General features: G+C 42.3%; 21 protein-coding genes. 5 read left to right on the plus strand and 16 right to left on the minus strand.

What is annotated here, in order from left to right; translation table 11 throughout:
* The first annotated feature begins 275 nt into the window (after nucleotides 1–275).
* The 4 genes from crp to Q4546_RS11650 all read left to right on the plus strand — a co-directional run bounded on the left by crp (nucleotide 276) and on the right by Q4546_RS11650 (nucleotide 3,352).
* Nucleotides 276–911, plus strand: coding sequence for a cAMP-activated global transcriptional regulator CRP (crp, locus tag Q4546_RS11635; protein WP_076538973.1), 636 nt, complete (start codon nucleotides 276–278; stop codon nucleotides 909–911).
* 86 nt (nucleotides 912–997) lie between these two features.
* Complete coding sequence (locus Q4546_RS11640) at nucleotides 998–1,342, plus strand: PepSY domain-containing protein (RefSeq protein ID WP_076538976.1); 345 nt, start codon at nucleotides 998–1,000, stop codon at nucleotides 1,340–1,342.
* Nucleotides 1,323–1,997 carry a response regulator transcription factor gene (locus Q4546_RS11645; RefSeq protein WP_102439917.1) on the plus strand — a complete coding sequence of 225 codons (675 nt, stop codon included), beginning with the start codon at nucleotides 1,323–1,325 and terminating at the stop codon, nucleotides 1,995–1,997. Before Q4546_RS11640 ends, Q4546_RS11645 begins: the two co-directional genes overlap by 20 nt.
* Nucleotides 1,994–3,352, plus strand: coding sequence for an ATP-binding protein (locus Q4546_RS11650; protein ID WP_102475915.1), 1,359 nt, complete (start codon nucleotides 1,994–1,996; stop codon nucleotides 3,350–3,352). The genes Q4546_RS11645 and Q4546_RS11650 overlap by 4 nt, the downstream gene beginning before the upstream one ends.
* A 120-nt stretch (nucleotides 3,353–3,472) precedes the next feature.
* Here Q4546_RS11650 and Q4546_RS11655 read toward each other — a convergent pair whose 3' ends face one another.
* From Q4546_RS11655 to Q4546_RS11685, 7 genes are all read right to left on the minus strand, one after another.
* The gene (locus Q4546_RS11655) at nucleotides 3,473–4,273 is read right to left on the minus strand and encodes a DUF1338 domain-containing protein (protein WP_303446308.1); all 801 of its coding nucleotides are present in this window, start codon (nucleotides 4,271–4,273) and stop codon (nucleotides 3,473–3,475) included.
* A 66-nt stretch (nucleotides 4,274–4,339) separates the two neighbouring features.
* Nucleotides 4,340–5,800 (minus strand): succinylglutamate-semialdehyde dehydrogenase, encoded by a 1,461-nt coding sequence (gene astD / locus Q4546_RS11660; protein WP_102475913.1) that lies wholly within the window; start codon nucleotides 5,798–5,800, stop codon nucleotides 4,340–4,342.
* Nucleotides 5,801–5,810: 10 nt separating this feature from the next.
* Nucleotides 5,811–6,830 carry an arginine N-succinyltransferase gene (astA, locus tag Q4546_RS11665; RefSeq protein ID WP_102439921.1) on the minus strand — a complete coding sequence of 340 codons (1,020 nt, stop codon included), beginning with the start codon at nucleotides 6,828–6,830 and terminating at the stop codon, nucleotides 5,811–5,813.
* A 110-nt stretch (nucleotides 6,831–6,940) separates the two neighbouring features.
* Nucleotides 6,941–8,158: an aspartate aminotransferase family protein gene (locus tag Q4546_RS11670; RefSeq protein WP_102439922.1), complete on the minus strand. Its 1,218-nt coding sequence runs from the start codon at nucleotides 8,156–8,158 to the stop codon at nucleotides 6,941–6,943.
* Nucleotides 8,159–8,496: 338 nt separating this feature from the next.
* Nucleotides 8,497–9,639: an HDOD domain-containing protein gene (locus tag Q4546_RS11675; protein WP_102439923.1), complete on the minus strand. Its 1,143-nt coding sequence runs from the start codon at nucleotides 9,637–9,639 to the stop codon at nucleotides 8,497–8,499.
* A 125-nt stretch (nucleotides 9,640–9,764) separates the two neighbouring features.
* A complete protein-coding gene (locus tag Q4546_RS11680; protein ID WP_303446309.1) occupies nucleotides 9,765–12,251 on the minus strand; it encodes a S9 family peptidase in 2,487 nt (828 codons plus the stop codon).
* A gap of 233 nt (nucleotides 12,252–12,484) precedes the next feature.
* Nucleotides 12,485–13,054, minus strand: coding sequence for an aminodeoxychorismate/anthranilate synthase component II (locus tag Q4546_RS11685; protein WP_102475911.1), 570 nt, complete (start codon nucleotides 13,052–13,054; stop codon nucleotides 12,485–12,487).
* Between the two features lie 206 nt (nucleotides 13,055–13,260).
* Between Q4546_RS11685 and Q4546_RS11690 the strand changes: the two genes are divergently transcribed.
* The gene (locus Q4546_RS11690) at nucleotides 13,261–14,544 is read left to right on the plus strand and encodes a hypothetical protein (RefSeq protein WP_303446310.1); all 1,284 of its coding nucleotides are present in this window, start codon (nucleotides 13,261–13,263) and stop codon (nucleotides 14,542–14,544) included.
* Between the two features lie 157 nt (nucleotides 14,545–14,701).
* On the opposite strand, the gene Q4546_RS11695 is transcribed toward Q4546_RS11690, so the two are convergent.
* From Q4546_RS11695 to hfq, 9 genes are all read right to left on the minus strand, one after another.
* Nucleotides 14,702–15,190 (minus strand): ClpXP protease specificity-enhancing factor, encoded by a 489-nt coding sequence (locus Q4546_RS11695; protein WP_102439927.1) that lies wholly within the window; start codon nucleotides 15,188–15,190, stop codon nucleotides 14,702–14,704.
* Nucleotides 15,190–15,819 carry a stringent starvation protein SspA gene (gene sspA / locus Q4546_RS11700; RefSeq protein ID WP_076539012.1) on the minus strand — a complete coding sequence of 210 codons (630 nt, stop codon included), beginning with the start codon at nucleotides 15,817–15,819 and terminating at the stop codon, nucleotides 15,190–15,192. The genes Q4546_RS11695 and sspA overlap by 1 nt, the downstream gene beginning before the upstream one ends.
* Before the next feature lie 93 nt (nucleotides 15,820–15,912).
* Nucleotides 15,913–16,617: a cytochrome c1 gene (locus tag Q4546_RS11705; protein ID WP_102439928.1), complete on the minus strand. Its 705-nt coding sequence runs from the start codon at nucleotides 16,615–16,617 to the stop codon at nucleotides 15,913–15,915.
* On the minus strand, nucleotides 16,617–17,831 hold the full coding sequence (locus Q4546_RS11710; protein ID WP_102439929.1) for a cytochrome bc complex cytochrome b subunit: 1,215 nt from the start codon (nucleotides 17,829–17,831) through the stop codon (nucleotides 16,617–16,619). The genes Q4546_RS11705 and Q4546_RS11710 overlap by 1 nt, the downstream gene beginning before the upstream one ends.
* Nucleotides 17,831–18,421, minus strand: a complete 591-nt coding sequence (petA, locus tag Q4546_RS11715) for a ubiquinol-cytochrome c reductase iron-sulfur subunit (RefSeq protein ID WP_076539021.1) — start codon at nucleotides 18,419–18,421, stop codon at nucleotides 17,831–17,833. Before petA ends, Q4546_RS11710 begins: the two co-directional genes overlap by 1 nt.
* A gap of 415 nt (nucleotides 18,422–18,836) precedes the next feature.
* The gene (gene hflC, locus Q4546_RS11720) at nucleotides 18,837–19,727 is read right to left on the minus strand and encodes a protease modulator HflC (protein WP_102439930.1); all 891 of its coding nucleotides are present in this window, start codon (nucleotides 19,725–19,727) and stop codon (nucleotides 18,837–18,839) included.
* Nucleotides 19,728–19,730: 3 nt separating this feature from the next.
* Entirely contained in the window at nucleotides 19,731–20,882 is a 1,152-nt protein-coding gene (gene hflK, locus Q4546_RS11725) for an FtsH protease activity modulator HflK (RefSeq protein WP_102439931.1), read from the minus strand.
* Nucleotides 20,883–20,915: 33 nt separating this feature from the next.
* Nucleotides 20,916–22,235, minus strand: a complete 1,320-nt coding sequence (gene hflX / locus Q4546_RS11730; RefSeq protein WP_102520637.1) for a ribosome rescue GTPase HflX — start codon at nucleotides 22,233–22,235, stop codon at nucleotides 20,916–20,918.
* Between the two features lie 19 nt (nucleotides 22,236–22,254).
* Entirely contained in the window at nucleotides 22,255–22,521 is a 267-nt protein-coding gene (hfq, locus tag Q4546_RS11735) for an RNA chaperone Hfq (RefSeq protein ID WP_102439933.1), read from the minus strand.
* Nucleotides 22,522–22,566 lie beyond the last annotated feature (45 nt).

Here is a 22,566-nt window from a genome sequence, read left to right on the forward strand (position 1 = left end):
TCGTTCATCTTCAATCTAAAGCTTGATAAAAATCTGATAAAACAATGCTTTTAAAGAAACATCAACTTGCCATTTAAAACAGACAAGGCTAAATTAGATAATAATGTGGCGTGCAGCTGCAAAAATAAATTTCTAATTTAATAACTTAATACCGTACTTGACTGTTTTTTCATAATGTTAAACTCGATCTTCATCAAAGTTTTACACGATTAACTCAAGTACAATTACTTTATTAGATAGTCCTTACTTTCATTTTATCAATCGAGGAAATACACATGGCTCTGATTGGCAAGCCTAAACCTGATCCAACTTTGGAATGGTTTCTTTCACACTGTCACATCCATAAATACCCAGCGAAAAGCACCTTGATACACGCAGGTGAAGAGTCTGATACCTTGTATTACATCGTTAAAGGTTCAGTCGCTGTATTGATTAAAGATGAAGAAGGGAAAGAAATGATCCTTTCATACCTTAATCAAGGTGACTTTATTGGTGAACTTGGTTTATTCGAAGAACAAGCTGAACGTACAGCTTGGGTTCGTGCCAAACAACCTTGTGAAATCGCAGAAATTTCTTACAAGAAATTCAAGCAACTGATTCAGGTTAATCCTGAAATTCTAATGAAGTTAACTGCGCAAATGGCTTACCGTTTGCACAGCACTAGCCAAAAAGTCGGCGATTTAGCTTTCTTAGACGTTGCTGGACGCATCGCACAAACATTATTACACCTTGCTAAGCAACCAGATGCAATGACTCACCCTGATGGCATGCAAATTAAGATCACTCGTCAAGAGATTGGTCAAATTGTAGGTTGTTCACGTGAGACTGTTGGCCGTATATTAAAAATGCTTGAAGAACAAAATCTTATTCAAGCTCACGGTAAAACTATTGTGGTATATGGCACTCGTTAAGTTAAGCTTCAGCTTGATTTAAGGGTGATTAATTAAAGTGATAATTAGCAATTCTAATTATCACTTTTTTTATGGGAGTCTGTCTGATGAGGCTGCTGACTGCATTACTACTCAGTCTACTTATATCGACTCTAACACCAGCATCACAAGCAATGACTGCAGAGCTACCACATGATGAAGTTCAACGCTTAGTTACATCCGGTAGCATTCGTTCGCTTGATTATTCCCTCACTTTACTTGCACAATACTGTCAGGGTGAATTAATTGATGCCAGCCTCTATCAAGAGGATGACAAATGGCGTTATGATTTACAGTTAAAGATAAAAAAAGGGCATATCATCCATTTATTTCTCGATGCTACAAATGGGATGCCAGAGTCAATTGACCAACTACCAAGTGAATGCCAAATAAATGAAACTGCTACTCGTTGAAGATAACACCCTCTTAGTTGCTGAGCTTGAAAAACAACTAAAACAAGCCGGCTACGTTACTGATGTAACCGATAAAGCTGTTGAAGCAGATTACCTCATCAAAGAAACTCAATACGATTGTGTGATTTTGGATATTGGCTTGCCTGACGGTAATGGCTTAACACTCGTCGAGTCTTGGCGTGAAAAAGGCATTGATACGCCGGTGATTATGCTTACTGCGCGCAGTCAGTGGCACGAGAAGGTCGAAGGCTTTAATGCGGGGGCTGATGACTACCTTGGTAAGCCTTTTCATGCTCAAGAGCTGTTAGCGCGAGTTCAGGCACTTATTCATCGTGCCCATGGCCGTCTTAATACCTCATCAAAGCAGTTGAGTTATGGTGGCATTACCCTTGATGAGTCAGAGCAACGAGTGCATATAGGTGACAAGCATTACGAATTAACCGCCATGGAATTTAGACTATTAAAAATATTTTTAATGTCGCCAAAGAAATTACTCTCAAAAGCACAACTTACCGATAAGCTTTATCAATTTGACGATGAAAAAGAATCAAATGTGGTTGAAGTATACGTTACCCATTTACGTAAAAAACTTGGTAAAACCGCCATTGAAACCCGCCGTGGCCAAGGGTATATTTTTCACGGCATTGTTGAATGATATCAATCCGCAGTAAGCTAAGTTTATGGCTTAGCGGTTTAATCATTATTGCCACCGTCATCGGACTCATATTATTTGAGTCCATGTTAAGACAAGCGTTTCATGACTCTATCATCAATCGTCTCGAAGAAGATTTAGAACACATCATTATCGCCAGCCATATCAATGCTGGTGAAATTATCATCGACCAAAACCAACTCTCCAGCTTTTACAAACCCGCCTATTCAGGTCGATACTTTCAATTTAACTCCGATGATCAAGTGATCCGCTCCCGTTCTCTATGGGATGTGCAATTAGATATCGAATTATTGCAGCATGATCAAACCCGGGTATGGCAAGCCAAAGGGCCAAAAAATAATGACATGCAGTTATTATCGATTGGTATAGGCTCAATCAATGGCGATAAAGTTGCCACCCTTACGGTTGCTCAAGACTTAAGTATTGGCCGGCGGGTCTTTAGTGAAGTGTTTGGCACTAAGTTGGCGATTAATATCGCCATGCTACTGGCAATGATTGGCGGTATTTTTATCATTCTACGCCAATCATTTAAGCCAGTTAAACACATTCAAGATTCACTGGCCAAATTACGCCAAGGTGAAATCGATGCCCTAGAAGTCACCAAGATTCCAGTTGAAATAAAACCTTTAGCTGAAACCTATAACGAATTATTAGATTACACCGCTAATCAAATTGAGCGCAGTAGAAATAATTTAGGTAATTTAAGCCACGGCCTAAAAACCCCATTAGCCGTGATGCAGCAACAAGTTGAAGTATTGGGTTTATCAAACCCGCAAGCGGCTGAAGCCATGCAGCAGCAATTAGACCTGATCCGCAACATGATCGAACGTAAGCTCACTGCAGCTAGAATTACTGGTGATATGCTGCCAGCAGCGCAAATGGTGGTGCCACGTGATTTTGAGGCGCTCATTAGCACTCTAGATAAAGTACATCACCATAAAAACATTCATTGCAGCATTGATGTCAGCGATGACATAAGTCGCCTGCCGATACACCGTGAAGATGGTATGGAGCTGTTTGGTAATTTATTAGATAACGCTTACAAGTGGGCAAATTCAGCGGTCAATTTGACGGTATCTCAGCAGCAACAAACATTAACCCTGTGTATCGAAGATGATGGCCCCGGCGTCAATGACGATCAAATCAGCCAACTGACCAATCGCGGTAAACGTTTAGATGAAGCCGTGTTAGGCCATGGGCTGGGGTTATCCATTGTAAAAGAAATTGTTGAGCAATATGGTTATCAACTCAAGTTCGAGCGTGGTGATGTGTTAAAAGGCTTACATGTTTGCATTATATTTGCCAATACCACCCCAGATGGTAGCGCCGTAACATAATCCCTTAATGGCGTACTAAAACCTTGCAACTTAACAATGAAAAATGCCAGATAAACTGACTTACTTGGCATTTTCATTAGCGGTAAAATTAACGCAATTCTACCGACTTAGCTAGCAGCATTATTTGACAGCATTAGTACTTTCAAAGATTTTGTCAGCAGACGCGGCGACAAAACCAGTATACAGGTCACCGTCAGCCATCGGATAACGACGGGCAAACTCATAGAAACAAGTTGGAATTTCAAGTTCGCCATCTGCAAAGCTGACCGCCATGCGATCTGCCATCGTTGATGACTGCTCTAATAGCACTTCAGCTGAACCTTTAATCTCACCACCAGCGGTGTTTAAGGTAAAGCCAGCAGCTTTTAGGGTTTCATTGACTGATTCAATGGTTTCAAAATCAGGCAGCTCATTAATGGAAACCGTAAAATGGTTAGCGCGATAACCAATGGCCGCAACCCAAGCTGCGTACTCGCTTTCTGCCAATAAGGTTTTGTAAGTGGCGATATCGACACGCCAATGACAGCCTGAATATAAAAAATTATCCGCAGTTGTCGCCGCAGCATCCACTTGATCAACTAAACCATGGATAATGCTTTGCACTTCAGGGCTAAATTCTTCCACTAACAGCTCAGAGATAAACACCTTAGGCTGATGCGGATCGGGATGCTCGAAATGCTTGGCAACCAACTTTTTCTGCTCAAAATGATAATCACCACTGGCAACATAACCAAGCGACTCAAAATGAGCCGCCAATACAGCAAGGTTAACTTTTTCAATATTAAAGGTACGCAGGGCAATATGATCGTTAATGATCGGTTTTCCCTGCCCTAACAGTTGCTGAATGTTTGCCGCCGAGGGCGTCATATTGATGTAGTCTTGCCATAAAGCGGCGAATAAAGTGTTAACGTCGGTATGCATAATAAAATCCTTCTTTAAAAAAAGGCAATGACCCAAAAGTCATTGCCTTCATTGCAATCTAGATCACTAGATAGATAAACCAGGGCTTAATGTCGCAGGCAAGCTAACACTATCCGCTTCCACAGAAGCCACAGGGTAAGCACAGTAATCTGCAGCATAAAATGCACTTGCACGATGATTACCTGATGCACCAACACCACCAAATGGTGCTGCGCCAGATGCACCAGTGATTTGCTTATTCCAGTTAACGATACCTGCACGAATACGGGCTAAGAAGTAATCGTAATCTTCGCGGCTATCCGCCAACAAACCAGCAGAAAGTCCATAACGCGTGTTGTTTGCCATCTCAATGGCATCATCAAAGGCTTGGTATCTAACTAATTGCAGCAATGGACCAAAGTATTCTTCATCAGGCAGCTCTGCAATTGCTGTCACATCAATTAACCCAGGAGACACTAGACCAGTCCCCGCTTCAACGTGAGTAAGCTCAATAAGCGATGTCGCACCTAATGCCAACAAGTTAGCCTGCGCGGCAACCATGCCTTTAGCTGCGGCTGCAGAAATCATCGAACCCATAAATGGCTGCGGCTGTGCATTCCAGCTAGCCACTTTAATTTGCTTAATCGCGGTAATAAGCTCAGCAATTAACGCATCACCTGCAGCGCCTTGCTGGATGTACAAACGACGTGCACAAGTACAACGTTGACCAGATGAGATATAAGCTGATTGAATAATATCGTGAACGGCCGCTTTAGTGTCAGTGACGTCTTTGATAATTAATGGATTATTACCCCCCATTTCAAGGGCTAAAATTTTGCCAGGATGCCCTGCATATTGCTGATGCAACAAGTGACCAGTACGAGAACTACCGGTAAAGAATAGTCCATCAATTTGCGGGTGCGAGGCCAATGCTTTACCGGTTTCAAGCTCGCCTTGAACCAAGTTAATCACACCTTGTGGCAAACCTGCTTTGTCCCAAAGTTTTAGCATTTCTTCAGCGACTTTCGGAGTTAGCTCTGATGGCTTAAACACCACGGTGTTACCCGCAAGTAAGGCTGGAACAATATGACCATTGGGTAAATGACCAGGGAAATTATAAGGGCCAAATACCGCAACAACGCCGTGCGGCTTATGACGTAAAACGGCGCGACCTGCAGGAATGTCATTAGTTTCTGTACCAGTACGCTTATCATGCGCTGCAGCTGATAAGCCAATTTTGCCTATCATAGCGCCCACTTCTGTGGCGGTTTCCCACTGAGGTTTACCGGTTTCTTGGGCTATCACTTCAGCAAGCTCAGCTTTGTGCGCTTCAAGTTCGCTGCGGTACGCTTCAACAATGGCTAAACGCGCCTCATAGCCAAGCATAAACCAGTCAAACTGCGCACTTCTTGCGGCATCAATGGCGCTATTAACTTGGGCTTCTGTCGCCGTTTTACCGCTCCAGATCACCTCACCATTTGCTGGGTTGAGTGATGTAATTTCATGACCTTCGCCATTAGACCATTGGCCTTTGATAAATTGTGTCATTTGCTGTTTCCTACAGTTCTAATACGCGAATTTGCTGGCCTTGCTCAACCATTAGCGCTTCAGCTAATTGTGGGCTTAAGGTGACGTTATCATGCTCTTGTGAAACTAAAATTCTTGCCGCTGTTGCGCGGTAATCCGCTAACAAGGTATTGGCGACAAGATATTGATGATCGGCATGAGGCATCTTTCCAATAGTGACCGTGAGTAGACGGCTTTGACTCACGGCGCGGATGTCGCTTAGCGCACACTCCACTGTTGGACCACCATCGAAAATATCGACGTAATTTCTAAATTTAAAGCCTTCAGCCTGCAATAACTTCAGCGCAGGTTTAGTATTTCTATGCACCTCGCCAATCACTTTTTGTGCTTTTTTTGGCAATAGGCATACATGTATCGGGCTTCTTGGCATCATTTCAGCCATAAAGGCCTTTTTACCTAACCCCGATAAATAATCGGCTTCGACAAAATCAATGCCTAAGAAATGATCTTGTAACCACTCATAAAAAGGTGAATCACCCTTTTCATCGCTTACGCCGCGCATTTCAGCAATTACAGTGCTGCCAAAACGTTGCTCATGTTGAGCGAGGAATAAAAAACGCGAGCGAGAAAGCATGCGGCCGTTATAGCCTCTGCGATATTCTTTATTTAAAAACAGCGTACATAACTCTGCAGCGCCAGTGTAGTCATGGCAAAGCGTCAGTGTTTCCACTTCGTTACGAACTGAGATTTGTTTAGAATGATAGACTTCAGTGCCTAAACGGTAATGATAAAAGGCATCTTCCATCCCGACAGCGGCTTCAATACCGCAGGTACCGACAACTTGATTGGTTTTTAAATCTTCAAGCACCATCAAATAACCTTCATCGAAAGGTTTCTCAACTTGCTTGGAAAAAGAAGCTTCAGCTCTAGCGATTTTAGAGCGTAATAGCTCTTCGTTGACTGGCAGGGAAGTGAACCCATGACCCGATTCAACGGCGACCTTGTAAAGTGCTTCGTAATCACTGCCACGAATCGGTCGTATGATTAGCATCTGACTCTCCTTGATAATCCAGTAATAAAAAGTCACCAACAAACAGACTTTTCATTACCGATAACCCAATAAAAAAGCGCAAGGTTTTACCCTTACGCTTTACTTATCTATTAACCTGCAACCACTTTAGCTACAGCACGTTCGAAACGTGCTAAACCTTCAGCGATATCAGCTTCTGGGATAACAAGAGATGGAGCAAAACGCACGACGTTAGCGCCAGCAATCAAGCTCATTAAGCCTTCTGCAACCGATGCAACTAAGAAGTCACGGCTACGGCCTGCATATTGCTCGTTAAGTACTGCGCCTAATAACATGCCTTTACCACGCACTTCTGAGAACACATTATATTTGGCATTGATTGCCGCTAAACCATCACGGAATAACTGTTCGCGATGCTTAACACCATTCAGTACTTCAGGCGTATTCACCACATCCATAACAGCATTACCAATAGCGCACGCTAATGGGTTGCCGCCATAAGTCGAACCATGAGTACCAATTTTAAGATGTGCGGCAATTTTAGCAGTGGTTAGCATTGCAGCAATTGGGAAACCGCCGCCTAGGGCTTTGGCGCTGGTTAAAATATCAGGCACAATATCGGTGCCCATGTAGGCAAATAACTCACCGGTACGGCCAACACCTGTTTGCACTTCATCAAAAATAACTAATGCGTCATGCTTATCAGCAAGTGCGCGCACAGCTTTTAAGAATTCTGGGTCACCATTGATAATACCGCCTTCACCTTGAAGTGGTTCAAGCATGATGGCACAAGTGTTATCAGAAATTACCGCTTCTAGAGCGGCAATATCATTAAATGGTACATGAGTAACGCTTTGTGGTTTAGGCCCGAAACCATCAGAGTAAGCCGCTTGACCACCCACAGTAACAGTAAAGAAGGTACGACCATGGAATGCTTTATCAAAGGCGATGATTTGATCTTTTTGTGGGCCGTGATTATCTAATGCGTAACGACGGGCAAGTTTTAGTGCAGCTTCATTGGCTTCAGCACCTGAGTTAGCAAAGTAAACACGCTCAGCAAACGTGGCGTTAACCAGTTTCGTCGCCAGCTCTAATGCTGGCTCATTGGTCATTACGTTTGATAAATGCCACAGCTTTTCACCTTGTTCTTTTAGGGCGCCAACAAGTGCTGGGTGACAATGACCTAAACAATTCACTGCAATACCACCAGCAAAGTCAATAAACTCATTACCTTGTTGATCCCAAACTCGACTGCCTTCTCCGCGAACTGGGATTACGGCTGCTGGCGCATAGTTAGGCACCATGACTTCATCAAATTGGGCACGTGTTAAGTTCATTTCAACGCTCATTGCTTTTCGTTCCTTAAAGTTATTAGCGACACTTAAGTCACTCTATTCCGCTTGCTGTATTGATTTTGGTTTAAGTTGACTGCGGATGTTTGTATAGCTTGCAGGTCATTATTAGCTAAAACGTGATCAAAATACCAGTTTTTAGCGGTTAACTATTCATAACTTAAATGAATAATGCATAAAGAGTTAACAAACTTCACATACAAAGTGCTATTACAGCTTATTTTTAGCATAAATAGTCATAAAAAAAGTTATTTGGCCTCAAATAAGCTAGCTATTCATCATAAATGCATAACTAAACAAGATTTAGTCATACTTAAGGGGGATAAAGCCTGACTTTAAACTAAATTAAGCTTGCGGTAATTTTGCGATTTTAAACGGATCAGCTCTTGCTCGGTAAATTCATAATAATCAAATAACACTCGCTTCTCTTGCGGCTCAATTAAACGCGATTGCTCTAATATTAATACCTTGGCATAACAACTGGCTTTGGCAACGATAGCGCTTTCTGTGGAAAACTCGCTAAAGTGATAATTTAAATCGAGCTCTTTTAGCACTTGGGTTAGCTGGCTCTGGTTAAAATCCATTAAGTCCAATAATTGCCAATTAAGCTGCTCACCATAGGACATCACTTGCTCAAACACTTCCTCAGCTGGAAATGCTGAGGCCATTACCGCATCGTATAAGGTTTTATCCCCTTTGGCGCTGGTCTCACGTAGCCAGGTTCCCCATGTGTTTTCAAATTGTCTGGCGCTGGCATTTAATATAGTCGCTGCGCCTAATTGCTTCATCAAAGCTGCGCTATAAACCAATGCCACATCCTTTTGATGCAGCGCTGCCAATGCTTTGGCCGCTATGGCGGTGATCATGCTGTAACGCCATAACTTACGACTAGCCCAAATCAGGTTAGTATTGCCCGATGGCAGCCAATGCCGTAAACAAAAGTAAGGGATCACAGCTTGCAAATTTTCAATGCCAATATAATTAAGCACTAACTTAATGTCGGTTACTTTGACTTCTGATCGCTGCGGTCTGCGGTGACTCGAGGCTGGGCTATTGATTAAATTGATAAGATCGGTCGATAGCCAGCTGATATTTTCAACAAGCGATCGCACTCGGCGCAGATCAGGTTCTTTGTTAAGCAGTAAATCCAATAATAAAATATGGGACTCTTTTAAACCCGATTGCGCTAACATCTGCTGAGGTGAATTGAGCTGATGCTCAAGGGAGCTTATGACAGTGTTAGTCAATTGCTCTGATATGCGCTGTAACACCAACTGAGCCCGCGCTTGCTCTTCTAAACGTGCTTTAATGGCTAAACGTTCAACTTCAAGTTTATTGGCGTCATCTTCTAACTGCTTATCTAAGTCATCAAGCTGCGAGGGTAACTTTTCCTTACCCATAATCAGTTGCTTATACAGCCTGCGCTCAACTTCAATGACTTTTCCTGGCCTTACGCCACCTGCTACCGACACTGCCACAAATAAACTGCCTTTAATTCTGTGTTAGTTATATGAAAATTATATTTCAACTGCTGCTTATCGTTACAAATAAGGCCTCCAAATGGAAGCCTTATGGTTTAAATCAGCTTAAGTAAAACGCATCATTACTTTAGCTCTTGCTCAAACAATTTGTAGATACGACGATATTCATCTAACCAGCTTGATGCCTGTCTAAAGCCATGTGGCTCAACAGGGTAAATCGCGGTTTCAAACATCGGCTTTTCTAACTCAATCAAGCGTTGTACTAAGCGCACACTATCTTGGAAGAACACATTGTCATCGAGCACACCGCTCATGATCAGCAATGGTTTTTGTAAACCCTGTGCGTGTTCAATTGGTGAACTCTTTTCATAGGCAATGGGGTCAACATCTGGGGTATTTAAGATGTTAGAGGTATATGGCGCATTATAATGCGCCCAATCGGTGACCGGACGAAGTGCTGCGCCCGCTTGGAATAACTCAGGCTCATTAAATAACGCCATGAACGTTAAGAAGCCGCCATAAGAGCCGCCATAGGTACCTACTTTAGCGCCGTCAACATGACTGTTAGCCGCCATCCAGCTAACGCCGTCTTTTAAATCTTCAACTTCAGGATGACCCATATTGCGATACACAGCGGTGCGCCAATCGCGGCCATAACCTTTAGAACCACGGTAATCCATATCCATGACGACATAACCCTGTTGTGTTAATAAGTTATGGAACATGAACTCTCTGAAATAGCCAGAAAAACCATTATGGGCATTTTGCAGGTAACCCGCACCATGGTTAAAAATTACTGCAGGATATTTTTCAGCATTATTCGCATCATAACCCTGAGGTAAATAGACTCTGGCATATATATCTTTAGCGCCATGAGTTGATGGTACTTTAACTACTTGAGGGGCTTGCCATGCATAATCTGCAAACGCTTTACTGGTGTAATGAGTTAACTGCTTAAGCTCGCCGCCAATTGGCTGCACATACAGCTCATTAGGTTGGGTGGCTGTTGATGCCGTTAATAGCAACGATTGACCATTAGGGCTTAACTCATAATCAAGGGTACCTGTCCACTGGGTCAGCTGCTCAGTTTTACCGCTAGCAATCTCAACCCGATAAACATTATAAGTTCCAGGGTGGTCTTTGTTAGCACGATAATAAAGATGCGTCGCATCGGGTGATAAGGTCACTTGATCAACCACATATTCGCCATTGGTAAGTGCGCTGGTCTTGCCATTTTCACCTTTAACATAAAGCTGTGAATAACCAGACTCTTCAGATAAGTAATAGAATGACTCAGATGTTCCCACCCAACCAAATTGATTAAAGGTGTAGTTAACCCAAGCATCATCATGTAAACGGTGCTCTGTTTTTAGCTTGCCGGTTTCAAGGTTGACACTGGCGATCCAGCGATCTTTATTATCAACCGCTTCAATCATAACCAGCAATTTATTTTCAGATTCATGCCACTGCATCGGACTTTGACTCCAAGTCCAATCTTGCATCAGTTGCAATACCCGTGGCGATTTTTCGCTGCTATAACGCTCGCCTTTGGCTTTGGCATTTTCAGCTTTTACACTGGCTAACACGTCGGCATCGTAACCATCAAGACCTTCAATAGTGATATCTTTCTTAACGTGATCGACCAAGTCTAGGACCACCAATCGTTCACCTGGGTAACTGTCTTCAGCCACACGCGCCCTTGCAGGTACTGCATCAACATAGCCATCTTTACCTAGATAATTTGGCATGATGTCGTGCTCGCTGCGCCAGCTATAGTCTTTATCAACTAAGTTAACCACTAAGTAACGGCCATCAGCGGAAAGACTCATATCAGAGACTTTTTCATCATCGCCTAAATACCAAGTTTTAGCCGCAAAAGTCGGGTCTTGCGCCGCTAACTCCTCGGCATATTCAGCGCGGGTTTTACTCTTGTTATGCTGCAAAGCAACATAGGCAATCAAACGATGCTGTTGTTTGGCAATGTAAGATTCTGGATCGCTAACCCCTTTAGGGGCATTGGCCATTTGCACATCTGCTAGCTGCTCAGTTAACCCAGTCTGCAGATGTATCTTGAAGACACTATTACCTTGAAAATAAGCCAAATCGCCGCTACTAAGGAACTTAACCTCATCAATGGCAGTATTCACGCGGGTAAGCTGTTTTACGTCCCCTGACGCTAATTGCTTAACGAATATATTACCCTGATAGATATAGGCTTTTTGCGATTTATCTGCACTCAACACACCGTGCTTTTGATCAGTTAAATGCAACTGATTCAAGCTAATAAGACTTGCCTGAGTTTGACTCACGCCTTGCTGATAAACCTCAGCAATTGGCGCCTGATGTGCTTGTCGATTAAAATAAATTGACTGACTATCATCGCCCCAATAAGCATTTTTAGCTAACACACCCATCCAATCAGGGTTGGCCATGATCTGATTTAAGGTTAAAGGCTGTTCAACTTGAGGAGGTGTCGCAAGCGGCACTGTGTAACTTGAAGCTGCGTTAGAAATGCTTGGGGTGTTATTGCTAGTTGCGGTCGCGCTGCAACCAGAAATGATCGCTAAAGAAAGCGCACTAAGCGCAGTATTGCGCAGTAGCCTTGTCATATTGAATCCTTTGTCATCAAAGATGTTTGGTATATTCTCGCCTAAACGTTAACCACTGTTTGGCAAGTGCTTTTATTATTGCTCTTTTATATCATAAAAAAGGAGTAAACTTGTGAGCTTTTTTGGTCAAAGTTGTAACGGAAATTATTGATTATTGGAGAGGAAAGTAAGGTTAGCCGTTTAGAAGATGATAAAGGGATCCAAATGCGACTCATTGGCCCCAAATGAGCAAGTTAATAATTTAAAAAATTCTGTAGTAACTCAAGACCTTGTTCGGTCAAAATAGCTTCTGGATGAAATTGCACCCCAAATATAGGCAAACTATTATGGCGCATCGCCATGATCTCACGGCCATGAATTGGATCATCAAACCATGCATCAAGTTGAAAACCATCAGGTAAACTTTCAACTAGTAAAGAATGATAACGGGTAACTGTAAGTGGCTGATTAAGCTGTTTAAACAAGCCAGCTTCATGGTGATTTATCTTGCTGGTTTTACCATGCATCACTCTTTTAGCACGAACAACATTAGCGCCGAACACCTGTGCAATGGCTTGATGACCTAGACATACCCCTAAAATTGGCAGTTTACCGGCAAAGTATTCGATTGCTTGTAATGAGATCCCCGCTTCATTAGGCGAGCAAGGGCCTGGAGAAATAACCAAATGAGTTGGATTTAAGGCTTGGATTTCTGCAATGCTGATCTCGTCATTACGCTTTACCATAATCTCAAAACCTAGCTGCTGAAAATATTGCACTAAGTTAAAAGTAAACGAATCGTAGTTATCAATCATTAACAGCATTAAGGACCCTAAGTACAAGATTGCTTTATAAGAATAATTAATCAGGAAAGCTAAAATACCTGAATGGTGGCGGATAATAGCATAGCTTTGCTCAGTGCTTAAGCGTTTAGACCTATCGCTGGTTTTGTTGACTGTAACGTTTAATTGCTAGGTTATACTATAGCTCTATATCAGTGGCTCCTACCGCCATCTTAGGAAGGTAAACTATGGGAATGCAATTTTTAAATACACAAGTTTCAGGAACACGAGTCACACAGGTGGGAAATGTCAGTCTTTATTTTATTGGTGATATTTATGGTCGCTTAGACAAGTTAACCGATTTATTAGCCGAAATTGATTTTGATATCGATGATCCACAATCGAGTATTCAATTTGTTAAGTTAGTTTTTTGTGGCAACTTAATTGCGTCACACCAGCCTGCTCAAACCGATGCAGCCGCTATTGAGCACATCGCCTTACTCAACTTTATAAAACGGCTGGTTGATGAAGGTTATGCTTATTGTTTGCTTGGCATAAATGAGTTTAACGCCATAGGTTGGAGTAAACACCACCCGATCACAGACGAGCCTTTAGTTAGCGCGAGCAAGCTAGCACTCAATTCAGATAGCCTAAGCCAACAAGGCCCCTTTTTCCTATCGTTATTTGATCCCGCTGACGAATCAATTTATCAATGGATAGATTGGTTTATGTCATTGCCACTGTTTTTGGATTTTGGTCATATTCGCGCAGTGCATGCTTGTTGGGATCAACAAACAATCACAGCGTTAGCGCCGTATATAGAGCCAAGTCATGCTTTATCACAGCAATATTGGCCCTGCGCGTTTGATAAAGATCACTCGCTCAATCATGCACTAAATATTATTTTGAATTACCCAACATTTGAGTTAACCGAGCAACACCCTCACTATCTGTTAACAGTTCCGGTAATAGTGGCTCATTATCCCTTAGACAGTTTCCCAGATATTCAAAATGAATACCTGGCTTGTGTTAATTACAACGCAGCGGTTGCCAACTACCCACTCGTGAGTTTTGCTTGGCATCAAGGTCGCAAAAAACAGCTTGAGGACGCCTGCGTATCTGATAATGCACAACTCAGCCTTGGCGAGTTTTGTTTTATTGACCAACCCACCCCAGAAGAACAGATTGCCAGTGGTGTTGAAGCATTGTTAGCGATGATGATAAAGCAACTGCCTAAGGTGGATATAAGCCCTGAAGCCTTATGCCAATTTCAACAGCAAGTGGATCTTTGCCTATGGCAAGACTGGGACCCTAGTGAGCAATTTCCTAATGCTCGCTATCGAAATCAGTACCAAACCTTTATCGAACCAATCGCCCAATTAGCATTAGCCATGGATAGCGAGCAGCTCTGTGCTTATCTGGCTATTTTGGCGCGATACCAGCTAGAAATTGAAAATGATAATTTGGAAAACCGTTGTTTAAAAGTCGCTTTCAAACTAACAAGATTAGCAGCCCATGCGCTTAAGCACTAGGACAGTTCAGTGGAGTGGAAGTAAAACTAGCAAGATAAGTTTAAGATGTTACTGAGACTTCAATAGCTGCACACTATGCCACTCAGTAAATAACAGACAATAAAAAACCAGTTACTAATCTAGGACTAATAACTGGTTTTTTTATGATTTGAGCCGACTATTTAACAACCGTTAAATGAGCACGTCCTTTAGTTTTTTCAGAATCACCAGTTGGCTTTTCTTCAGTTGATACAGCAGTGTCAACAGTAGCATCTACGGTCGATTCTACTGTAGAAAATGCTCTTGTAGCAGGTGATAAATCTTCAGATTCATCTTCTGCCATATAAGCATCTTCCATATCAAACACGGTACCAGCACCATTTTCACGGGCATAAATTGCCACGATAGCAGCCATCGGTAAAACGACTTGCTGCGGTACACCACCAAAACGAGCATTAAACTCGACAAATTCATTGGTCATTTGCAAATTTCCCACAGCACCGCCAGCTATGTTAAGTACGATTTGACCGTCTTTAACAAACTCTTGAGGTACTTGAGTCCCTTTCACAAATGCATCCACGACAACATGTGGGGTAAAGTGATTATCCATCAACCACTCATAGTAAGCCCGCAACAAATATGGACGATTAGGGGTAATTGCTTTCATTACATGCCCATGCGCATTTCGCGCTCAACCTCAGTTAACGATGCTTTAAATGATTCACGTTCAAAAATACGTGTCATGTAAGCATGGATATCTTTAGAAGTACGGGCATCAAGGTTAATACCTAGTTCAGGTAAACGCCATAATAGCGGCCCTAAGTAACAATCAGAAAGACCAAATTCTTCGCTCATAAAGTATGGCATTTCAGCAAATACTGGCGCTAAAGCAACCAAGCTATCAGTTAACTCTTTACGAGCAGCATCAGCTTTGTCGCCACGGCGAATACGGGCAACCAATTCATACCAGTCAGTATCAATACGGTGCATCATTAGACGACTTTGTCCGCGAGCAACTGGATATACTGGCATCAATGGTGGATGTGGAAAGCGTTCATCCAGGTATTCCATGATAATGCGAGACTCATACAATACTAATTCACGATCAACTAAAGTCGGAACTGAGTTGTAAGGATTTACGTCAAGTAACTCCTGAGGCTTCTCGCTAGGGTCTACCTGTAATACATCAACAGTTACCCCTTTCTCAGCCAGTACGATACGTACTTGGTGGCTATATAAATCATCGGCACCTGAAAACAGTGTCATGATAGAGCGTTTGTTGGCAGCTACAGCCATTGATATCCTCCAGAAACGGAAAAACAAAACAAACGAGGGGCTAAGCCCCTCGTTTAGAGTATGCGAATAATGTATTTTACCCGTTATTCGTGTCTAGTGCACATCTTTCCAGTATTCTTTCTTCAACAAATAGGCAATGATGAAGAAAAAGAATAGAAATCCGAGTACCCACCAGCCTAAAGCTTCACGTTCAAGCTTCACTGGATCGGCTGAATATACAAGGAAACCGGTGATATCTCGCACCGCTTGATCGTACTCTTCTGCGTTCATAGAGCCACCAGTCGCAACTAGCGTTCCATCTTCTTGTTTTACAGAAATACCTTGTAAATCTTCAAGAACATGGGGCATACCCACCAATGGGAAAACAGTATTGTTTACCCCAAATGGACGACTTTCATCTTTATAAAAGCCTTTAAGGTATGAATAAACCCAATCGGCACCACGCACGCGAGCCACTAAAGTTAAGTCTGGTGGCGCTGCACCAAACCACTTAGCTGCGTCAGCTTCAGGGATAGAGTTTTCCATTAGCTCACCCACTTTAGCATCGGTGAACATATACTTGTTACGCATGTCATCAACTGAAATACCTAAATCTTCAGCAACACGGCCATAGCGTTGGTACTGGGTACTATGACAACCTGAACAGTATTGTTGAAATAAGTCTAAACCACGCTCTAATGACTCATTGTCATGTAGGTTGATTTCCGGATCAGGACTCTTAACAAATTCATTGTTGCCACCAGCCGCTATTGCTAGCGTTGGTAACAATGTAACTAATGCGATTAATAGCTTTTTCATTAGTGCGTCACCCTCGTAGGAACTGGTTTTGTCTTTTCGTTTTTACTGTAAACCCACAGCGCCACGAAGAAGGCAAAATAAGTAAGTGTAAAGATACGCGCTGCAATAGTTAATGTAGGCGTAGCTGGAACCGCACCTAAATAACCTAGGATCAAGAATGAAACGGTAAACTGCGCAATGTTAATCTTATGAACAAGTCCACGATAACGAATCGACTTCACTTTACAGCGATCTAACCAAGGTAATACGAACAGTACCGCAATCGCGAGCCCCATACCGACAACACCTAAAAGCTTGTCAGGAATAGCACGCAAAATTGCATAGAATGGCGTGAAATACCATACTGGAGCGATATGCTCAGGGGTTTTCATTGGGTTAGCCGCTTCAAAGTTTGGCTTTTCAAGGAAGTAACCGCCACCTTCAGGCATAAAGAACAACACGTAACAGAAGACGATTAAGAAACCGGCGACGCCCATGATATCTTTTACTGTGTAATAAGGGTGGAAAGGGATAGCATCAACTGGCCAGCCATTTTCATCTTTATTCTTTTTAACTTCGACACCGTCAGGGTTGTTTGAGCCTACTTCGTGTAAAGCAATCAAGTGAAGGAAAACTAATACAACTAAAACTAGAGGCAGTGCAATAACATGTAATGCAAAGAAACGGTTTAGTGTCGCACCAGAAACAACATAGTCACCACGGATCCACAATGTGAGGTCATCACCAATAAATGGAATCGCACCAAATAATGAGATAATAACCTGTGCACCCCAGTAAGACATTTGTCCCCAAGGTAGCAAGTAACCCATGAAGGCTTCAGCCATTAGCACGAGGAAAATCAACATACCAAATAACCAAAGTAGCTCTCTAGGTTTTTGATAAGAACCGTAGATTAAGCCACGGAACATATGCAGATAAACCACCACGAAGAATGCCGATGCGCCCGTGGAGTGCATATAACGAAGTAACCAGCCGTACTCTACATCACGCATGATGTATTCAACTGAAGCAAAAGCGCCTTCAGCTGTTGGTACGTAGTTCATGGTTAACCAAATGCCCGTTAATAGCTGGTTAACTAAAACAAGTAATGCTAATGAACCAAAGAAATACCAAAAGTTAAAGTTCTTTGGTGTTGGATATTGACCAACATGGCGATTATAGGTCGCCGTCATTGGGATGCGAGCATCAATCCAATCAACGATATTCTTAACCATTATGCAGCTCCTGTGTCGACACCAATGAGTACAGTTCCATCATCGACATATTGATGCGGAGGTACAACTAGGTTCAATGGTGCTGGTACGCCCTGGAATACACGTCCAGCCATATCAAACTTAGAGCCATGACATGGACAGAAGAAACCAGCAGATACACCTTCTACTTGCTCACCAAAGCTATCTGGTAAATAAGTTGGTGAACAACCTAAATGTGTACAAATCCCGACAGCAATAAAGAACTCAGGCTTAATTGAACGTGCAGGATTAGCTGCATACGCGGGCTGTTGTAATTCTTCTGAAGCAGGATCGCGTAATTGACCATCTAATGAACTTAACTCATTTAAAATGGTTTCGGTACGACGAACAACCCATACAGGTTTACCACGCCATTCAACTCGAATTAATTGACCTGGTTCTACTTTACTAATGTTAACTTCTACCGGTGCACCTGCAGCTTTCGCTTTAGCGCTCGGATTCCATGACTTAATAAAAGGCACCGCTACAGCGACGGCACCAGCTCCACCAACTACGGCGGTTGCGGCTGTCAGGAATCTGCGGCGTCCGGTATCGACTGGCGCTTTGCTCATCCACTTATCTCCCAGAGGGTGTTGGAATTCTTATATTTTAATAACTTAGCAACATTAGAATCACTAACGGCTAAATCTATACTTTGAGGCGGGGCTCATTATAGCGAAAAATTAGAACCAGATCATAGTAATTCACACAACTAAGTTACGGGATTTGCGTGTTTTTTTTGCGATGAGCAAAAAATAAGCTACCGATTTGTTCAGTTGTTATGAAGATAAGAACAAACAAAATAGTTAAATTGCTGTAAATAAACAATATTTAATGAAACATACGCTATCTAAATTAGTCACAGCTGATTAATGGTATCAACTGGCAGAAATTCAATTTATTTCGCTGCACAATCTCAAAACGCAAAAAACCCGGTATAAACCGGGTTTTTAATTAACGCTAAATTTCAATTAATGAAATGTTGGCTTATTTACCATCGATAGATTTCATGTATTTGAAGAAATCACTGTCAGGTTCTAAAACCATAACATCACTATTGCCAGCGAAACTCGCCTTGTAAGCTTCAAGACTTCTTAAGAAACCATAAAACTCAGCATCTTTGTTATAAGCATCAGCATAAATCTTCGCAGATAATGCATCACCTTCACCACGAACCGTTAATGCTTTACGTTCTGCTTCAGCCACTTTAACTGTCACGTTAGCATCAATAGTTGCACGGATGATTTCAGATTGCTCTTTACCCTGTGCACGATGCTCTTTTGCTACAGCTTGACGTTCAGCACGCATACGCTGGAAGATACTGCTACTTACGTTGGCAGGTAAGTTGATTTGCTTAACGCGCACATCAACCACATCGATACCAAGATCTTGTGAGCTTTCAGATGCGTTTTCAAGTGCATTAATCTGCAACTCATCACGTTCACCTGAAACAATTTCTTTAATAGTACGACGACCAAACTCTGTGCGTAAGTCATTGTTGATTTTACGCTGTAACAGGCTTTCAGCTGTTGCAACATTACCGCCACCAGTGGACAGGTAAAACTTTTCAAAATCGCTAATACGCCACTTAACATAAGAGTCAACCATAAGGTCTTTTTTCTCTGAAGTAACAAAACGATCTGCAGCGCCATCTAAGGTCTGAATTCGCGCATCTAGATATTTTACTTTATCTATTGCTGGAATTTTAAAGTGTAAACCTGGTGCAAATACACGCGTGACAGGTTGACCTTCAACGTTATCTTTTAAGATCTCACCAAAGCGAGAAACGATAGCACGTTCACCTTCGTTAACGACCATAACAGATGAAAAACCAACACCTAAAATGATTACCAGAACAATCAGTCCTATTCTACCCATGAGTTAGTCCCTCCCTTGGCGTGAACGAGACTCACGAGTCTGACGTCCATCAACTGGCATAGAAGACGTAAGCGAATTATTTGAAGGCGTGTTCACATGCGTTTCAACAACTGGCTCTGCAGGCATAGTTTTAGCTTGATTACCCATCATTTTGTCTAATGGTAAATACATTAAATTACCATTGTTTTTAGTATCAATTAGTACCTTGTTAGTATCTGCCATGACCTCTTGCATCGCATTAAGGTATAAACGTTTACGGGTCACTTCTGGTGCCATTTGATACTCAGGCAAAAGTTTTTCGAAACGAGCAACCTTACCTTGAGCTTCTAAGACTTCACGTTGCTTATACGCGCTAGCCTGTTGCGCCATACGCTCAACCTGACCACGTGCTTTAGGCTCAATTTCACGCGCATAAGCTTCTGCTTCGCGAATGAAACGCTGTTCATCTTCTTGTGCAGAAATAGCATCATCAAATGCATCTTTCACTTCTTCAGGCGGACGCGCTGGTAAGAAGTTGACATCTTGAATTGATAAACCAAGCTTATACGGCTCAAGAATACGCTCAAGTTCAGCCCAAGTATCACGACGAATAGCATCACGACCAGTAGTCAAAATGTCATCCATAGTGTTATGCCCAATCACATAACGAAGCGCACTGTCTGTTGCTTCACTCAAACTCTCATTTGCATCAACTGCACTAAACAAGTAAGAATAAGCATCATCCACTCGATACTGAACATCAAGTTCCACTTTCACTAAGTTTTCATCAGCCGTTAACATGCTGCCTGATGCAGGAATAGAGCGCACTGCTTTAATGTTTACCGGAAACACTTCATCAATAAAAGTTGCTTTCCAATGTAAACCAGGACCAACTTCACCAGAATGCTGACCAAAACGTAAGGTTACGCCTCGCTCTGCCTCTTTAATGGTATAAAAGCCTGAACCACCCCAAATAATTAAACCAATCACCAAAACTACAATAAGGCTCATTGGGTTAAAAGAAGGGCTAGAAGATCCACCTGAACCACCTTTACCACCGCCGAAGCGCTTTGAAAGGTTACGAAATACTTCGTCTAGATCTGGTGGGCCTTTGTCGTTACTGTTTTTGTTTCCCCAAGGGTCTTTTCCCTTGTTACCGGGCTCATTCCAAGCCATTTAGCACTCCATAAGTGGATGAAATAAATGATATTAGCAAATAACGTCTACGTCTGATTCTTCAGAAGAATCCTCAAATATAAACGTCTCTAATTCGCCTTGACTCTGTTTTGTTAATCGGCGCCAATTGGCATCCGATAAACGAACAGACAAAATACAGTTCCCCAGATCGTCGTACTCTTTCTGCTGTATCGCGTCCAGTCGATAAAACTGGCCAAGATAATGTCCAGCCGTAGCTGGAATTTTCAATGTCTGCTCTATAATGACTTCACCGATTAACTCGTTGATAGCCTGCAAGAGCAATTCAAATCCAATTTGTTTTTGTGCAGATACCCAGACTCGCTCTGGCTTACCTTCATCGTCGTAATCGATGCGAGGCACAAAATCTTCCAATAAGTCGATTTTATTACAAACGACCAATTGTGGAATAGTATCTGCTTCAATTTCTTCAAGCACATTTTGAACTTGATCAAAATTCTCCGTCATATTCTCATCAGCACAATCAACAATATGCAATAACAGATCAGCTTGACGTGTTTCTTGCAAGGTTGCTTTAAATGCTGCGACTAAGTCGTGAGGTAAATGACGAATAAACCCAACTGTATCAGCTAAAATAACTGCTCCGTCAGGTAAATTCAATTTACGCAGAGTAGGATCAAGTGTGGCGAACAATTGATCTGCGGCATAAACTTCTGAGGCGGTTAACGCATTAAACAAGGTCGATTTTCCCGCATTGGTGTAACCCACCAATGACACAGTGGATAAGTCACTGCGCTTTCGTGAACGTCGACTTTGTTCACGTTGTTTGTCTACTTTATCAAGTCGGCGATTAATACTTTTAATCCGTCCACGAAGTAAACGTCTATCGGTTTCGAGCTGGGTTTCACCCGGGCCACGCATACCAATACCACCTTTTTGTCTCTCCAAGTGAGTCCAACCACGAATAAGGCGCGTCGACATGTGGCGCAATTGCGCTAGCTCCACTTGCAACTTACCTTCGTGTGTTCTCGCTCTTTGAGCAAAAATATCTAAAATCAGCGTTGTTCTGTCTAACACTCGGCATTGACAGATCTGTTCTAAATTTCTTTCCTGAGCTGGACTCAGTGCGTGATTAAAAATCACCACTTTAGCTTCTGTAGCTGCAACCATAGCTGCAAGCTCTTCTACTTTCCCTGACCCAACAAAAAACTTTCGATCTGGTGAACGCCGACTTCCAGTAATAACACCAACAGAGCGTACTCCTGCTGATTCGACTAATAATTGTAACTCTGTAATGTCTTCTCTACGCTCGTCGTCAGAAAAGTCAATGTGAACAAGTACTGCGGTTTCACCCGCTTCATAGCGATCAAACAAGTAGTAAACTCCTTAAATATTATTCTGATGCAGGTGCTTCATCATTTGGGGTATAGCTCTGAGTACCTTGTGCAGCCACATTAAATGGGCGTGCTGGTACAACAGTTGAAATAGCGTGCTTGTAAACCATTTGGCTTACTGTATTTTTTAACAAGATAACGAATTGGTCGAATGACTCAACTTGACCTTGTAGTTTAATACCATTCACTAAATAGATAGAGACTGGTACACGTTCACGACGCAAAGCGTTTAAAAATGGGTCTTGTAAAGATTGCCCCTTAGCCATTTCAATTTCCTTTTTTTATTTTCAAAATAAATTTTTTGAATTTTT

It is taken from the genome of Shewanella sp. 4_MG-2023 (assembly GCF_030548015.1).
In the GTDB taxonomy this organism is placed as follows: Bacteria; Pseudomonadota; Gammaproteobacteria; order Enterobacterales; family Shewanellaceae; genus Shewanella.

Excerpts from the sequence above, each read along its gene's own strand:
- Q4546_RS11705 (WP_102439928.1), bottom strand. The coding sequence starts at position 16,617 with ATGAAAAAGCTATTAATCGCATTAGTTACATTGTTACCAACGCTAGCA.
- Q4546_RS11690 (WP_303446310.1), top strand. The coding sequence starts at position 13,261 with ATGGGAATGCAATTTTTAAATACACAAGTTTCAGGAACACGAGTCACA.
- sspA (WP_076539012.1), bottom strand. The coding sequence starts at position 15,819 with ATGGCTGTAGCTGCCAACAAACGCTCTATCATGACACTGTTTTCAGGT.
- crp (WP_076538973.1), top strand. The coding sequence starts at position 276 with ATGGCTCTGATTGGCAAGCCTAAACCTGATCCAACTTTGGAATGGTTT.
- Q4546_RS11685 (WP_102475911.1), bottom strand. The coding sequence starts at position 13,054 with ATGCTGTTAATGATTGATAACTACGATTCGTTTACTTTTAACTTAGTG.
- Q4546_RS11695 (WP_102439927.1), bottom strand. The coding sequence starts at position 15,190 with ATGAAAGCAATTACCCCTAATCGTCCATATTTGTTGCGGGCTTACTAT.
- Q4546_RS11710 (WP_102439929.1), bottom strand. The coding sequence starts at position 17,831 with ATGGTTAAGAATATCGTTGATTGGATTGATGCTCGCATCCCAATGACG.
- Q4546_RS11680 (WP_303446309.1), bottom strand. The coding sequence starts at position 12,251 with ATGACAAGGCTACTGCGCAATACTGCGCTTAGTGCGCTTTCTTTAGCG.
- hflK (WP_102439931.1), bottom strand. The coding sequence starts at position 20,882 with ATGGCTTGGAATGAGCCCGGTAACAAGGGAAAAGACCCTTGGGGAAAC.
- Q4546_RS11645 (WP_102439917.1), top strand. The coding sequence starts at position 1,323 with ATGAAACTGCTACTCGTTGAAGATAACACCCTCTTAGTTGCTGAGCTT.
- petA (WP_076539021.1), bottom strand. The coding sequence starts at position 18,421 with ATGAGCAAAGCGCCAGTCGATACCGGACGCCGCAGATTCCTGACAGCC.
- astA (WP_102439921.1), bottom strand. The coding sequence starts at position 6,830 with ATGCTAATCATACGACCGATTCGTGGCAGTGATTACGAAGCACTTTAC.
- Q4546_RS11670 (WP_102439922.1), bottom strand. The coding sequence starts at position 8,158 with ATGAGCGTTGAAATGAACTTAACACGTGCCCAATTTGATGAAGTCATG.
- hflC (WP_102439930.1), bottom strand. The coding sequence starts at position 19,727 with ATGGGTAGAATAGGACTGATTGTTCTGGTAATCATTTTAGGTGTTGGT.
- Q4546_RS11655 (WP_303446308.1), bottom strand. The coding sequence starts at position 4,273 with ATGCATACCGACGTTAACACTTTATTCGCCGCTTTATGGCAAGACTAC.
- hfq (WP_102439933.1), bottom strand. The coding sequence starts at position 22,521 with ATGGCTAAGGGGCAATCTTTACAAGACCCATTTTTAAACGCTTTGCGT.
- Q4546_RS11650 (WP_102475915.1), top strand. The coding sequence starts at position 1,994 with ATGATATCAATCCGCAGTAAGCTAAGTTTATGGCTTAGCGGTTTAATC.
- astD (WP_102475913.1), bottom strand. The coding sequence starts at position 5,800 with ATGACACAATTTATCAAAGGCCAATGGTCTAATGGCGAAGGTCATGAA.
- Q4546_RS11640 (WP_076538976.1), top strand. The coding sequence starts at position 998 with ATGAGGCTGCTGACTGCATTACTACTCAGTCTACTTATATCGACTCTA.